Source organism: Dyadobacter chenhuakuii (assembly GCF_023821985.2).
GTDB lineage: Bacteria > Bacteroidota > Bacteroidia > Cytophagales > Spirosomataceae > Dyadobacter > Dyadobacter chenhuakuii.
This window is the reverse complement of sequence record NZ_CP098805.1, coordinates 2,875,055-2,888,444: the sequence shown is the minus strand read 5'-3', so window position 1 is coordinate 2,888,444 and position 13,390 is coordinate 2,875,055. Positions and strand designations below refer to the sequence as shown.

At 45.5% G+C, this 13,390-nt stretch carries 14 protein-coding genes; 5 read left to right on the top strand and 9 right to left on the bottom strand.

Going from position 1 to position 13,390, the window contains the following annotated elements:
• Position 1 precedes the first annotated feature (1 nt).
• Positions 2-520 carry a DUF7935 family protein gene (locus NFI80_RS11970; RefSeq protein ID WP_252172118.1) on the bottom strand — a complete coding sequence of 173 codons (519 nt, stop codon included), beginning with the start codon at positions 518-520 and terminating at the stop codon, positions 2-4.
• Between the two features lie 145 nt (positions 521-665).
• Here NFI80_RS11970 and NFI80_RS11965 point away from each other — a divergent pair, with 145 nt between their 5' ends.
• Positions 666-962: a HesB/IscA family protein gene (locus NFI80_RS11965; RefSeq protein ID WP_233795757.1), complete on the top strand. Its 297-nt coding sequence runs from the start codon at positions 666-668 to the stop codon at positions 960-962.
• Positions 963-975: 13 nt separating this feature from the next.
• Here NFI80_RS11965 and NFI80_RS11960 read toward each other — a convergent pair whose 3' ends face one another.
• Positions 976-1,548: an NUMOD4 domain-containing protein gene (locus NFI80_RS11960; protein WP_026630910.1), complete on the bottom strand. Its 573-nt coding sequence runs from the start codon at positions 1,546-1,548 to the stop codon at positions 976-978.
• Positions 1,549-1,686: 138 nt separating this feature from the next.
• Between NFI80_RS11960 and NFI80_RS11955 the strand changes: the two genes are divergently transcribed.
• The gene (locus NFI80_RS11955; protein ID WP_235158340.1) at positions 1,687-2,046 is read left to right on the top strand and encodes a CoA-binding protein; all 360 of its coding nucleotides are present in this window, start codon (positions 1,687-1,689) and stop codon (positions 2,044-2,046) included.
• Between the two features lie 5 nt (positions 2,047-2,051).
• On the opposite strand, the gene NFI80_RS11950 is transcribed toward NFI80_RS11955, so the two are convergent.
• The 5 genes from NFI80_RS11950 to NFI80_RS11930 all read right to left on the bottom strand — a co-directional run bounded on the left by NFI80_RS11950 (position 2,052) and on the right by NFI80_RS11930 (position 6,122).
• Positions 2,052-3,053, bottom strand: a complete 1,002-nt coding sequence (locus NFI80_RS11950) for a 3-oxoacyl-ACP synthase III family protein (RefSeq protein ID WP_235162931.1) — start codon at positions 3,051-3,053, stop codon at positions 2,052-2,054.
• Between the two features lie 54 nt (positions 3,054-3,107).
• Positions 3,108-3,827: a CDP-diacylglycerol--serine O-phosphatidyltransferase gene (gene pssA, locus NFI80_RS11945; protein WP_235162932.1), complete on the bottom strand. Its 720-nt coding sequence runs from the start codon at positions 3,825-3,827 to the stop codon at positions 3,108-3,110.
• A 3-nt stretch (positions 3,828-3,830) separates the two neighbouring features.
• A complete protein-coding gene (locus NFI80_RS11940; RefSeq protein WP_235158343.1) occupies positions 3,831-4,469 on the bottom strand; it encodes an MBL fold metallo-hydrolase in 639 nt (212 codons plus the stop codon).
• Between the two features lie 150 nt (positions 4,470-4,619).
• The gene (locus NFI80_RS11935) at positions 4,620-5,321 is read right to left on the bottom strand and encodes a hypothetical protein (RefSeq protein WP_235158344.1); all 702 of its coding nucleotides are present in this window, start codon (positions 5,319-5,321) and stop codon (positions 4,620-4,622) included.
• Between the two features lie 96 nt (positions 5,322-5,417).
• On the bottom strand, positions 5,418-6,122 hold the full coding sequence (locus tag NFI80_RS11930) for an SAM-dependent methyltransferase (protein WP_235162933.1): 705 nt from the start codon (positions 6,120-6,122) through the stop codon (positions 5,418-5,420).
• 81 nt (positions 6,123-6,203) lie between these two features.
• Between NFI80_RS11930 and NFI80_RS11925 the strand changes: the two genes are divergently transcribed.
• Entirely contained in the window at positions 6,204-6,635 is a 432-nt protein-coding gene (locus NFI80_RS11925) for a hypothetical protein (protein WP_233795764.1), read from the top strand.
• Here NFI80_RS11925 and NFI80_RS11920 read toward each other — a convergent pair.
• Positions 6,628-7,404, bottom strand: a complete 777-nt coding sequence (locus NFI80_RS11920) for an alpha/beta fold hydrolase (RefSeq protein WP_235162934.1) — start codon at positions 7,402-7,404, stop codon at positions 6,628-6,630. The genes NFI80_RS11925 and NFI80_RS11920 overlap by 8 nt on opposite strands.
• A 408-nt stretch (positions 7,405-7,812) precedes the next feature.
• Here NFI80_RS11920 and NFI80_RS11915 point away from each other — a divergent pair, with 408 nt between their 5' ends.
• On the top strand, positions 7,813-11,163 hold the full coding sequence (locus NFI80_RS11915) for a TonB-dependent receptor (RefSeq protein WP_235162935.1): 3,351 nt from the start codon (positions 7,813-7,815) through the stop codon (positions 11,161-11,163).
• A gap of 82 nt (positions 11,164-11,245) precedes the next feature.
• Here NFI80_RS11915 and NFI80_RS11910 read toward each other — a convergent pair whose 3' ends face one another.
• Positions 11,246-12,157: a patatin-like phospholipase family protein gene (locus NFI80_RS11910; protein ID WP_235162936.1), complete on the bottom strand. Its 912-nt coding sequence runs from the start codon at positions 12,155-12,157 to the stop codon at positions 11,246-11,248.
• 231 nt (positions 12,158-12,388) lie between these two features.
• Between NFI80_RS11910 and NFI80_RS11905 the strand changes: the two genes are divergently transcribed.
• Positions 12,389-13,363 carry a polyprenyl synthetase family protein gene (locus tag NFI80_RS11905; RefSeq protein ID WP_026630920.1) on the top strand — a complete coding sequence of 325 codons (975 nt, stop codon included), beginning with the start codon at positions 12,389-12,391 and terminating at the stop codon, positions 13,361-13,363.
• Positions 13,364-13,390 lie beyond the last annotated feature (27 nt).

The following is a 13,390-nucleotide window of genomic DNA, read 5'->3' as shown; positions in this document are numbered from 1 at the left end:
TTTAAAATAAAGTCCTGATTTCTTCTTTCAAGACCTTTAATGCATGTGCCGAAGGCTGCACTTCTCTCTCGATCACGTGCGAAAATATTTTTTTTGCAAGATCCGCAGGAGGAGAGTCCGCAGCCACTTCCGTAGAAGCCTGGTTAATAACTGCAACCATTTCATTCATAGCGTTCGTGACCTGTTCCCATGCATTGCTGCTGATGTACATTTGCTGCGCAACATTATGATTGTATTCTTCGCGGATCTCGTGCAGCAGGATCTGTTGCAATTCCAGGGCGCTCATTGCCGAGGGCACCAGTCTTATCAACAAATTATTAGGTGCGATCCGTTCTAGAAAGAGGCACATGCGTTCGTAAGCCTGCAACCTTAACGGAAGTGTAATGTCGGTATGTTTGCCGCGGATTTCCCATCTTTGCTTATCCGACAACTTGGATGCTACGGTTGTAATGGTTGCATAAATGCCGAAGATTATGGCAAGGCCAAGCACGAGAATAACAAGCAGTGAATAATATTCCATCGTTTTTAGAATGCTGATTTTGATCAATAAACCGCAAAATTAAAGGAATAACTGCATTAAGCAGAGAATTATTTGAAAGAGCGAATGGATTAACAGCCTTTCGTGTTCATGGAGATACTTAACACAACATTGCATCAGATTTCAAATGGAAAGCCCTGTTCAGCTTACAGAAAAGGCCAAAACGGAAATAAGGACAACATTAGCCGCCAATAAAATTCCAGATACTTACGGATTAAGGGTCGGACTCAAAGGCGGCGCATGCAGCGGTTCATTTCTGCTGGGTTTTGACACCGCAACCGAGCATGACCAGACTTATGTGGTGGACGATATCAAGATCTTTGTAGACAGGCGACACCTTATGTACGTAATCGGTTTGTCTGTCGATTTCGAGGAAGGAGCGAACGGCACTGGTTATACGGTTTCTACCGAGGAAAAAGTGTAATTAAGTATTTGCTTTAATCTTCAATGGTTACATGTTTCCAGTTTTCTCCTGAACGAATCCTGTTAAGCTGCGTATGCGTGATCCCAAACTGCTTTGCAATCATTTTTAAGCGGTTATTGTCGTTCTTCAACAGCTTCTTAATGATCCTTACCTTGCTTTCTGTCAGTTTATAATTTTTAGTCCTTCTTGGAATAACACGGTTGATAAATGCAGGGTTTTCCCGGTTGTGGTCGATCATTTCAGCTTTTGTAACCCATTTCAGGTTCTCGAAATGGTTGTTTTGTTTTTCAAAATCCGAGTGGATCACGAAGATGTGCTCATCGCTTGGTTTGTCAACAAAATGCTCCGCTACGAGCTTGTGCACGTATCTGTTGATCGTCTTTCCACCTGTTACCCTTATATTTAATGATCTGTAACCTTGTATTACAGAGCCTTTTATCACTGCGCCTTCTTTTGGATTATTCTGAAAGCTCTTTAATCTGCCGTAATTTGATACTTCGTAATGAGGAGCGTTCTCGATTTCGTCGAAGATAATTTTTGCCCACTTTTCGTTCCAGAAACTCCGACCTACATTTGACTCATTCATTTTGATACAATATATAATAGTTTTTAAAGCTGATTTTAGTACTCACTCACACGATCTGTTGTCTTGGAAACGATTTTGCATCTTTTCGATGTTAATGAGCAAGGAATATGATTCCATTTGTTCACTAAATCTAAAAGTATGAAGCGCACGCTTATCCTCGGAGCAACCTCAAATCCCACCAGATACGCTTATCTGGCTGCACAAAAACTCAGAACCTACGGACATCCGATTTTGCTCCTTGGCCGGAGAAAGGGAACTGCATTAGGTGAAGAAATTCATTTGGACAAACAAGATTGGAAGGATGTAGATACGGTGACGTTATACATTAATCCAACCCATCAGCCCGAATATTACGATTATATCCTTTCTTTAAACCCTAAACGCGTCATCTTCAATCCCGGTACAGAGAATCCTGAATTTAAAAGCATCCTTAAAGATAAAAATATCATACCAATAGAGGGATGCACGCTAGTAATGCTTTCAGTTGGCCAATATTAGGCTATTTACCACCTGATCAGCGCAGAAGCCCACGTAAACCCGCTTCCGAAAGCAGCCAGACAAATCAGGTTTCCATCTTGTAACCGCCCCTGCTCCCAGGCTTCCGCCATGGCGATGGGGATGGAGGCTGCTGTGGTGTTACCGAAACGTTGAATATTATTAACTACCTGTGTCTCAGACAGCCCTAATTGCTGGCGGACATAGTCGCTGATGCGGATATTGGCCTGGTGCGGAACCAGTAAATCAAGATCGCTTTGCTGAAATCCATTCGCTTCCAGGGCCTCATTGATCACCTCTCCAAAACGGACGATTGCGTGCTTGAAAACCGCATTTCCATTCATATGAACATTGAAACCACCCTCGTCGAGCATTTCTTTTGTGGCAGCCCGGCCAGGGCGGCTGCTGCCTGGTTCTTTTACATATAAATCTTCTGCAAAACGCCCGTCTGCGTGAAGGTGTGTAGATAATATACAATGTTGGGGATCTTCAGTGGCGGTAAGAACCGCTGCCCCAGCGCCGTCTCCGAAGATTACAGCGGTGTTTCTGCCGGCCGTGGTCTTGTCAATCCAGGAAGATTGGATCTCGCTGCCAATCACCAGTGCTGTCTTATACATGCCGGAGCGGATGAATTGATCAGCAATGGAAAGCGCATATACAAACCCGGAACATTGCTGACGGATATCGATCACCGGCTTCCCGTCCATGCCGAGCTCGCGCTGCATTAAGAAGGCAGAGCCGGGAAAGAAATAGTCGGGTGTAATGGTGGCGTAAACGATAACGTCGATGTCGTTGGGCTCCAAACCTGCGCGTTCCAGTGCCTGCCGGGACGCTGCGGCGGCCATGCTGTAATTGGTGTCTTTTCCATGCTCAAAGTAGCGCCGTTCGCAGATTCCGGTCCTTTCCTGGATCCATTCATCCGAAGTCTCCATCCATTTGGTCAGGTCATTATTGGTGACAATGTTATCAGGCACGTAATAGCCAAGACCGGTTATTTTAGAGAAAGCCATACTTTTTTTGCGAAGAATTACTTGAAAACACCCGTGACAAAGTTGCAATAAAAACTAAATGTTACCAATTGATCTATCCTTTTTCGTGACATTATCCACCACTGAAAGCAGGATGTAAAGAATGATAATGGCGGGCACTGCAAGGATTTTAAGCGTCAGGATCAGGATCACCGTCGATGCGATCAGCAAAAACCGGAATTCATTCCCTTTCCAGCCGAAATGCTTGAATTTCAATGCGATCAATGGCATTTCCATGACCAGCATGAACGACATTACAACGGATAAGATGAGGAGATTGGTGGTGTTGACAATAATGTCTTTCCAGAACGGATCTTTGGTCAACAGGATAACCGGAAGCGATGCGATCAGCATTGCGTTGGCTGGAGTGGGCAGGCCAATGAAGGAATCGCTCTGGCGGGGATCATTGTTAAACTTCGCCAGCCTTAGCGCTGAGAATATGGCAATGATAAACGCAGGATAAGCTTTCCATATGCCGAGCAGGTCAGGAATGCTTTGCATCAGGAGCTGATAAACGATAATGGCAGGCAGCAATCCGAATGTTACCATGTCGGCCAGCGAGTCAAGATCTTTTCCGATGGCAGAACTCACTTTCAATAGCCTCGCCAAAAAGCCGTCAAAAAAATCAAAAATAAGTGCTGCCCCTATTAAAATGCAGGAAATAACCAGATTATTGTGAAACGCTTCTACGACGCCTATGCACCCGCATAGCAGGTTTGCACAGGTGAGGGCGTTGGGAATGTTGCGGCGGATCATGGGTTATTTGAAAAAAGGGTTGTTCTTCTTCTCGAAACCAATGGTCGTTGCCTGCATATGGCCTGCGTAAACCTTATAGTCATCAGGCAATGTAAACATTTTGGTGCGAATGCTGTTGATTAAAATCTCATGGTTTCCTCCCGGCAGATCCGAACGCCCGATGCTCATGTAAAACAGTACGTCACCGCCAATTACGAAATGATCAGCATGGCTTACAAATGCAACGTGTCCGGGAGCGTGGCCGGGGACAAAAATGACTTCCAGCTCAGTTGTACCGAATTTCACAATTTCTCCTTCTGTCAGATAACGGTCAATTTCGGGCTCGTCAAACTGGTAAAAGCCATAATTTGAAGCGTAAGTTTTAACGGCTCGCAGGTAAGGTTCATCGATCTGGTGCAACGCGAAGGGAATGTTATATTTCCGTTTTACAGCTGCAACGCCCAGCACATGGTCAATGTGTGCATGCGTGTTGATGATCGCGACCGGTTTCAGACCATTTTTTTCAATAAAACCATATAATTCCTCGTATTCATCTTTCTCCACACAGCCCGGATCAATGATGACCGCCTCGCCCGTTTCGTCATAAAGCACGTAGGTATTTTCCTGAAATGGGTTGAATGTGAAAGTCTGAACGGTCGTCATTTTATATGGATAAGAGCTGCAATAGTTTCGGACGAAGTTACAAAACACTTTGCAAACAGACCTGAAAGATGCCCTGAATGTGCCAAAAACAAAAAGCGCCGCTACATTAAAAATGCAGCAGCGCTTTAAATCATAAGTTGCAGGGAACCGTTATTGCGCAGATATAAATGCTTTGACCCGGTCGTAATAAACGGTGTTGAGACCTTCATAACCGGAATCAACGCCCACAAAGAGCCAAATCTCACCATTCTCGTTCGCCTTCACGGCAAATGGTTTCGTGTTGGACTTTTTGGTGAGCCTGAATGCGCTCTGAGTGCTTTCGTTGGTTGCGTTTCCAAGGATAACCGCATCAACGCCTTCCTCCGACTGGGCTCCCTTGTCAAGATTGAATTCGTATGTTCCACTTACCAGTCTCCGGCCTGGCTGAACACCAGACGCGCCGGCTTTCAGAAACATGGAACCGCCGGGAGCGCCGCCGGCGCCTAGGCCGTCTTCGGGGTAATTTGTTGCAATGGTTACTTCAAATGTGATGTTATAAGTCTGGTTCGCATTAAAGCCGGTCAGTCTCTTTTTGAGATACATAAACATATCATCACTGCGATTTGACGCCTCAACGAAATAGGCGTATTTGCTCGTATCCAGGCCGGTTGGCAGCCGTGAGCGGACAGCTAACATGCGAAGTGTTGAAGAATCGGTGGTTGTGTCGTATTCAGCAAACTCAGCTGCCCAGCCATCCGTGCCGGTTTCAAAAGCGGAATCGGAGATAAATACGGCATTAAGCGAATCGTCGTCCTTGCACGATGACATGAAAGCAGCCAGCGGAAATACCAAAAACAGGATCCATTTTTTCATGGTGGAGTAAAGTTTGTAGTTGAGTTATTGACTTTAATTACCATTATGATCAGTTCCCGGCACAGATGGTTGGAAAGATTGTATAACATTTTAGCATTACCCAATCAGGAAAATCGTAGGTTTCTTGTGCAGATCGGGCTTGGCCGATTTCCAGTTTTTGACAGACATCGTCTTAATAAACTCATCCTCAGCCGTCACATTAGCAGCAATACAAAGCATGGTATCCGGTGCGCAGGATTCGAGGATCGCCTCTAAAAATGTGTTGTTACGAAATGGTGTTTCCATGAAAATCTGCGTCTGGCCGGTTTGTCTAGAGTCGCGTTCCAACTGCTGCAAAGCTTTTTTCCTTTCGGACTTATCAATAGGCAGATAGCCGTGAAACGCAAAAGACTGGCCGCTCAGCCCAGAAGCCATCAGCGCCAACAAAATGGAGGAAGGGCCAACCAATGGCACCACCTGAATGCCCAGTATATGAGCCAGGCCCACCGCCACGGCGCCGGGGTCAGCCACACCCGGGCAACCCGCTTCCGACAGCACGCCCGCATCCTGGGTAAGCGCCCGCAAATGCTCACGCGTAATGTGCTCAGGCGTGTCCTTATGCAGCTCGATAAATGTTAATTCGTCAATGACCTTACCTAACCGGAGGCCGCTGATAAAGCGCCTGGCCGTCCGAACATTCTCTACAAAAAATACATTCAGATTTTGGATCGTGCTAAGAATCTGAGGGCTTAGCACTTTCTGCTGTGTATCATCTGCAAGGATGGTCGGAATAAGATAAAGCTTGGTAGGGAGTTGATTCATAAGTTAATGTGAAATTTAAATTTTCTTCCAACCTTATTCACCTGATTTGTTTCATATGTGAAATAACAAAGTTAAAAGACAATGAAACAGTTACTATACATACCCTTCTGTATCGCCCTGTTGTTATCCTGTAAAAAAGACACAATGGAGGCAATGAACGCCCCGGAGCTTTTATCCGTTCAGGGCAAATGGTATCTCACCGCAGTTGAGAAAAACGCCATCGACGGCAGAAATAAGGTCTGGGAACCCATCGACCTCGCCAAAGCAGACACGCTGATCTTCCGTTCCGACGGTGTGATGCTGGACACGGACGGGAAACCGCGTTGCTGCGCCCCGGGAATGCTCATCATCAATGATCAGGTAATGCCTGTTAAGCCGCAGGTCGCGCTTCCGCCGAATCCATTATGCGTACTCGTCAATTGTGTTAATTGCCCCAGTTGGGAAATAGAGCTATCCGGTCCTGAAATGATCGTTACGCCGTGCAATAATCAGCGGCTTAAATATGTCAGGTAGTTTCTTCCAGAAATTTCAGCAGCGCGGCAACAAATGCTTTCGGTTGCTCCGCCTGCACCCAATGTCCCGCGTCAGCAATGCTTTCGAGCCGGGCATTCGGAAATATTTTTAGTATCCCTTCCCAGTCTTCATCAACAATGTATTTGGAGTTTTCACCCTTGATAAAAAGGGTGGGAGCTTCAATTTTTTGTTTAGAAACAATCTCTGATCCTACCTTGCTCATATCGGATGTGAGGATTGGCAAGTTAAACCGCCATCCGAAACCACCTTCGTCTTTCCTGTACAGATTTTTAAGCAAAAACTGACGCACCGCTAAAATCGGCTCGTATTCGCTTAATATCTCATCCGCCTGGTTCCGGCTTTCGATTTCGTCGATAGGAATTGCATTAAGTCCTTCCAATATTCTTTTATGATGGATAGGGTAGGCTTTTGGTCCTATGTCCACAATGACGAGCTGTGTAAGGGTTTCCGGGTAAGTCACAGCGTATTCCATAACGGTTTTGCCGCCCATGGAATGGCCGATCAGAACGGGATCAATGATTTGGTGCTCTTCCAGAAAACCCTTCAAATCTGCTGCCAAGGTCGAAAAATCCAGATGTCCCTCGTGCGGGGAACGTCCGTGGTTGCGCTGGTCGACGAGATATACCTGGAAGCCGTGTTCAGAAATGGTCTTGCCAATTGTAAGCCAGTTGTCGAGAAAACCGAAAACGCCGTGGAGAATAATCACAGCTCTTCCGCTTTCACCGATCTGTTTATAGTTGAGTTGCATTATGTATTGGAAATGGTTTAATAGTCGAAATGTAAAAGTCGGGCTATTTATAAGAAGGACAAAACCAGGCCTGTTTTAATTCAACATTGATTTTCCAGGATCTTTTTGCGGGTGTTCCAAAAAATTATTTTTCAACCGAAAAAACTGGTTAGCAGATCAATAATTGCTTTAAAAAGCAATGGGGCGGATCCGCTGGTTTGTTAACAATTTCTTAATCTTTGTAATATTGAATAATTGGTACAGAATTATGTATTATTTCAACAAATCAAGCAGTTACGCCGATTAGTATTGTATTTTAGTAGGATTTGCAATTTTGTTATTGAAATAAAAAAGAATTTATTTTACGGTAAATATTACTCATCGCCTTTGATGAAGCTACTAATATTAAAAACCAAATCAACTAATTTTATGAACGTGAAAAGTTTACTTTTCAGGGCAGCGAGCTTTGCGCTGGTTGTCTTCTTAATGTCCCTGCTGAGTCCCGAAGCCCGGGCGCAGGTTACTTCATCAGCAATTACAGGTCGTGTGGCAGACAGCAAGGGAGATGTGCTTCCGGGAGCGACTGTCGTAGCGATTCACGTTCCCTCAGGAAGTAAGTATGGTTCCGTGACCAACGAGCAGGGACTTTACACGATTCCGGCTGTTCGTGTCGGTGGCCCTTACACTGTAACGGTTTCATTTGTAGGGTTCAGCGACAAATCACAAGAAAACATTTTTGCCAACCTCGGAACAGCGGCTAATGTTAATTTCGATCTGCAAGACGGTTCTACTGAACTTAGTGAAGTGGTTGTGACCGGTGCCGGAAGCGATATTTTCAGCTCGGACCGCACGGGAGCAGCAACAACATTCAACAAGGGCTTGCTAACCAGCCTGCCCACATTGGGAAGAACGCTGAACGACATTACCAAATACAATGCATATGGGAATGGACGCTCATTTGGAGGCCAGGATAGCCGCTATAACAACTTTACCATCGACGGTTCTGTTTTCAACAACGGTTTCGGATTGGGTAGCGAGGCGGCAGCGGGTGGCCGGACAGGTTCTTCGGCAATATCGCTGGATGCGATCGAGGAGGTTCAGATCAACATTGCACCTTATGACATTCGTCAATCGGGTTTTGCAGGTGCGGGTATTAACGCGGTAACGCGCTCAGGAACAAATGAATTCTCAGGTTCGGTTTTTCATTTTTTCAAAAACAAAAACCTGGCGGGGGACAAAGCGGACGGAAACAAGATCAACGTTACGGAATTCAGTGAGAAAACAACCGGGTTCCGTTTGGGCGGGCCGATCATTAAAAACAAACTTTTCTTCTTCGTTAACGGTGAGTTTGTAAAACGTTCGAGCCCGGCATTGGATTTTGTGCTTAACCGCGGACAGTCAGGAGACAATGTTTCCCGCACAACTGCTGCTGATCTTGAAGATCTTGGCGCATTTATGAAGGATAAATTCAAGTATGATATCGGTGCTATCGATGGTTTCAACAATGAGAACAAGAGTAATAAATTTCTTGCGCGCATTGATTACAACATCAGCGACGCACATAAACTGACATTGCGTTACTCACACCACGATTCGGATTCGGACGTGTTGATCAGCCAGAGCAACAGCAGTAACACAGCAGGATTTGGTAACCGTACCAACTCATTGTCAGCAATTTCTCCTCAGAATACGGGCTACATTATCCAGGATAACACGCGCTCTTTCGTAGCGGAACTGAACTCCAATTTCGGAGGAAAATTTGCGAACAACCTGATCGGAACATTCAATAAGCAGATCGAAGACAGGAAATACAAAGCGCCGATTTTCCCAACCGTAGAAATCCAGAAAGACGGATCAACTTACACGACAATCGGTTCCGATCCTTTTACACCGAACAACCGTCTGGATTACTCCACATTGAACATTACGGATAACCTGACTTACTTTGCCGGAAAACACACATTAACAGCGGGTGCTTCTTTCGAATATTTCAAATCGAACAACTTGTTCTTCCCGACTTCGAACGGTGTTTACGTGTTCAAATCGATCCAGGATTTTAAAAATGCAGCCAATGCATATTTGGCTAATCCAAACCTGACAGTTGCTCCGGACACATTGGTTCGTTTCAATTATCGCTACTCATTGCTTCCGGACGGTTCTGCACCTTGGCAGGAATTCAAGACACAGACATTTAGTTTGTATGTTCAGGACGAATATCAGGTTGCGCCAAACTTCAAAGTTACAGCAGGTCTTCGCGGAGATTATATCACCATCCCGAACACTTCGAAACAATATTACAATGCAGATGTAGCCGCATTGACATTTAAAGACAATGAAGGTGCAGACTATAAGGTGAACACAGGTAATGTTCCGAAAGCGCGCATTTATCTTTCGCCTCGCCTTGGTTTCAACTGGGACGTAAAAGGAAACAGAATGACACAGGTACGTGGAGGAACAGGTTTATTCTTGTCAAGAATTCCTTACGTATTGATATCCAATCAGTTGGGTAACAATGGCGTGAACTCTGCAACAATCCAGGGAAGTAACACAGTGAACTTTCCATTTACGTTAGATCCTTCCAGATACAATCCGCAACAATCCCAGAAGTTGACTGGTTACCAGGTCAATGCTTCGGATGAAAATCTGAAATTCCCACAGGTTTGGAAAAGCAACATTGGTATTGATCAGCAGCTTGGCTGGGGCGTTATAGCAACTGTGGAAGGTATTTTCAACAAAAACTACAATGCACTCCGCTATATTGACGTGAACCTTAAACCGGCAACTGCTCAGTTTGCTGGCACAGACTCACGTGACCGTTTTCCTGCATCAGGACTGTCCGGACAAGCTGCGACTGCGGCGCGTCTTATCAACGGAGATGTTTCAAACGTTTACGTCCTGACAAACACAAACAAAGGTTACTCTTACTCGATCACAGGAAAACTGGAAAAAGCGGCAACCCGCGGCTTTGGTGGAATGGTGGGTTATACTTACGGACAGGCAAAAGACATCGCTTCTGTTTCCAGCACAGTGGAAGGCAACGTGCCGGGGATCAATGGTTTGAACAACCTGGATCTTGCGTGGTCTGGTAACGACCTGCGTCACCGTTTTGTAGGTTACGTATCTTACAGAAAAGAATATGGTGGCAAAATCGGCGGGGCAACGATGATCACATTAGGCGGCGTTTCCAACAGCGGAACGAAGCTTTCTTACATCAGCTCGACGGATATGAATGGTGATGGTCAGAACAATGACTTGCTATATGTGCCGAAAAGTGCTTCTGACGTGAATTTCGTGACTTCTACTACAACCGTAAATGGAAAGACCTACACATTCTCACCAGAACAGCAAAAAGAAGCTTTCCAGAACTATATCGACAGCCATCCTTATTTGTCAAAAAGAAAAGGACAATATACAGAACGTAACGGTGGTGCATATCCATGGTTAACCCGCTTCGACCTGACCGTTGAACAGGATTTCTATGTAAAAGTGGGTGCAAAAGATAAAAAGAACATTATCCGTTTGCGTGCCGACGTATTCAACATTGGAAACATGATCAACAACAAATGGGGCGTAGGCAACCAGGTTACGGTTTCTTCCAACTCAACACAGTCGACCCCGCTTAACTTCGCAAGTGTTTCTGCGGACGGCGTTCCTTCATACAGAATGGGGACACAAGTAATTGGTGGCGAGACAGTTTTGGTTCGTGATGCTTTCGTTAAAGGTCGCACGATCAATGACGTTTGGCAGGCACAAATCGGTATCCGTTATATTTTTAACTAGGGACCAGCCTAGACCATTATTATAAAGCAAAAAAGTCTGTTCCGATCCGGGACAGACTTTCTTGCTTTATAATGCTGGTTTTTTATTTCTGTACTTTTTCGGTTGCTGCAATAACGGCTTCAATCCCAGCCCGGTAACCTTCAACAATTAGTCGGGAAATGTCTTCGGAAGTGAAATGTTGTAAATCAAGAAAAAGCGGTGCGGCCGGACGGATCACCGTTAGTTTCATCGGCTTTCCGCGCAGATTGGAGCGGTCGACAAATGACTCGGCCCAGACAATGTTGCTGTTGACGATCTGATTGACGGTAATGTCCCTGACGCGCTCAATCAATGTGATCAGGTTGCGTGAGTTCATGTCTTCCGGCTGGTACAAAAGCGGCGAATGGCAGGCAATAAGCACTATTTCCGTAGCACCATCTTCAATCGCTTGCCGGATAGGGGCCACTTCCCGCAAACCGCCATCCAGGTAAAGCTGCTGCTCGATCTCGACTGCGGGCATCAGCATAGGAATGGATGAGCTTGCATATACATAGCTCATAAATTGCGGGTTATCGGGCGAAGCATACTTTATTTCTCCGCTGCCGATGTTCACGGCGCCTACTTTCAGCTTAACAGGGCTGTTATGAAGATATTGATCGTTCACATGCTTCCGGATCATGGAATGCAGGGGCATAGGATCCACGATCCCGTCGAAACGGCTCATAAGCGTTGCCATACCAAGCATTACCCGCGAGCGGAGCATTGAAATGTCCTGTGGCTGCGTAATGTTTTTGATCCAGAATTCAAGCAGTTTCCTGCTGACGACCGGCCATTGCACTGCATTCTTTTCGTGCATTTGCTTTCCCGCTTCATTGGCAAGAAATGTTGCATTCAGCGCGCCGACGGAAATGCCGTAAACCATTTCGGGCTCAAACCCATTTTCCAGCACAGCTTGTATAACGCCAACCTGAAAGGCGCCTTTCATTGATCCTCCTCCCAGCACTAATGCTTTCATGTAATGTTGTTTGAACCGGGGTGCCGGCGCAGTGATTGAATGGTAGAACGACGGATCGCAATCCTAATTTTTTCAATTCTAAACATTTTCATACTAAAATTGATATAAACAGAAGATTTTATTCCAAATTTGAAGATCAGAGTTCAGAAGCGGAAAAACGATGAAAACGAATTCCGGTTTTTCCGACGCCTTTTATATCAGGAGGGATTTTTGAAGCCCTCGTCCATAAATATGACCCTTTCAATAAAGGAAATCCAGGTCCCGGTTGCAGATGAAATGAAGGCTTTTGAGCACAAGTTTCGTCAGTTTATGAAAAGTGACGTAATGCTGCTGGACCAGATTATGAATTACATTGTCCGCCGCAAAGGCAAGCAGCTCCGGCCGATGTTTGTGTTTCTTTCTGCTGGTGTTTGCGGCCAGATAGCCGAGTCCACTTATCGGGGCGCCGCATTGATCGAATTGCTCCATACGGCTACGCTCGTGCACGACGATGTGGTGGATGACTCCAATTACCGTCGCGGTTTTTTCTCTGTTAATGCATTGTGGAAGAATAAGATAGCTGTCCTTGTGGGCGATTATTTGCTTTCACGCGGGCTGCTATTGTCCGTGGATCATGGGGAATTTGATATACTAAAAATCGTTTCTACTGCCGTTCGTGAGTTGAGTGAAGGGGAGTTGCTTCAAATTGAAAAAGCACGCAGGCTTGACATTAACGAAGAAGTTTATTATCAGATCATTAAGCAAAAAACAGCCTCTCTTATCGCGTCCTGCTGCGCAGTAGGAGCCAGCTCTGTGGGCGCTACGGCCGACATTGTGAAGCGTATGCATGCGTTCGGTGAGAAAGTAGGCATGGCATTCCAGATCAAAGACGATCTTTTCGATTACGGCGAAGATGAGATCGGCAAACCGCTTGGCATTGACATTAAGGAGAAAAAAATGACGCTGCCGCTCATTTACGCGCTCAATAAGGCTAGCTGGCTTGAAAAACGGAGGATCATCAATATCATCCGGAACGAAAGTCACAAACCTAAAAAAGTGAGCGAGGTGATTGCGTTCGTAAAAGACTCCGGTGGCCTGGGTTACGCACAGCAGGTCATGCAGCGTTACGTCGAGGAAGCAAGGGCACTTCTATACGAATTCGCTGAGTCACCACACCGGCATTCCCTCGAACAACTCGTTCAATACACCATAGAAAGAAGTAAGTAATTTGAATGAGTAAATTAATGAATGAGT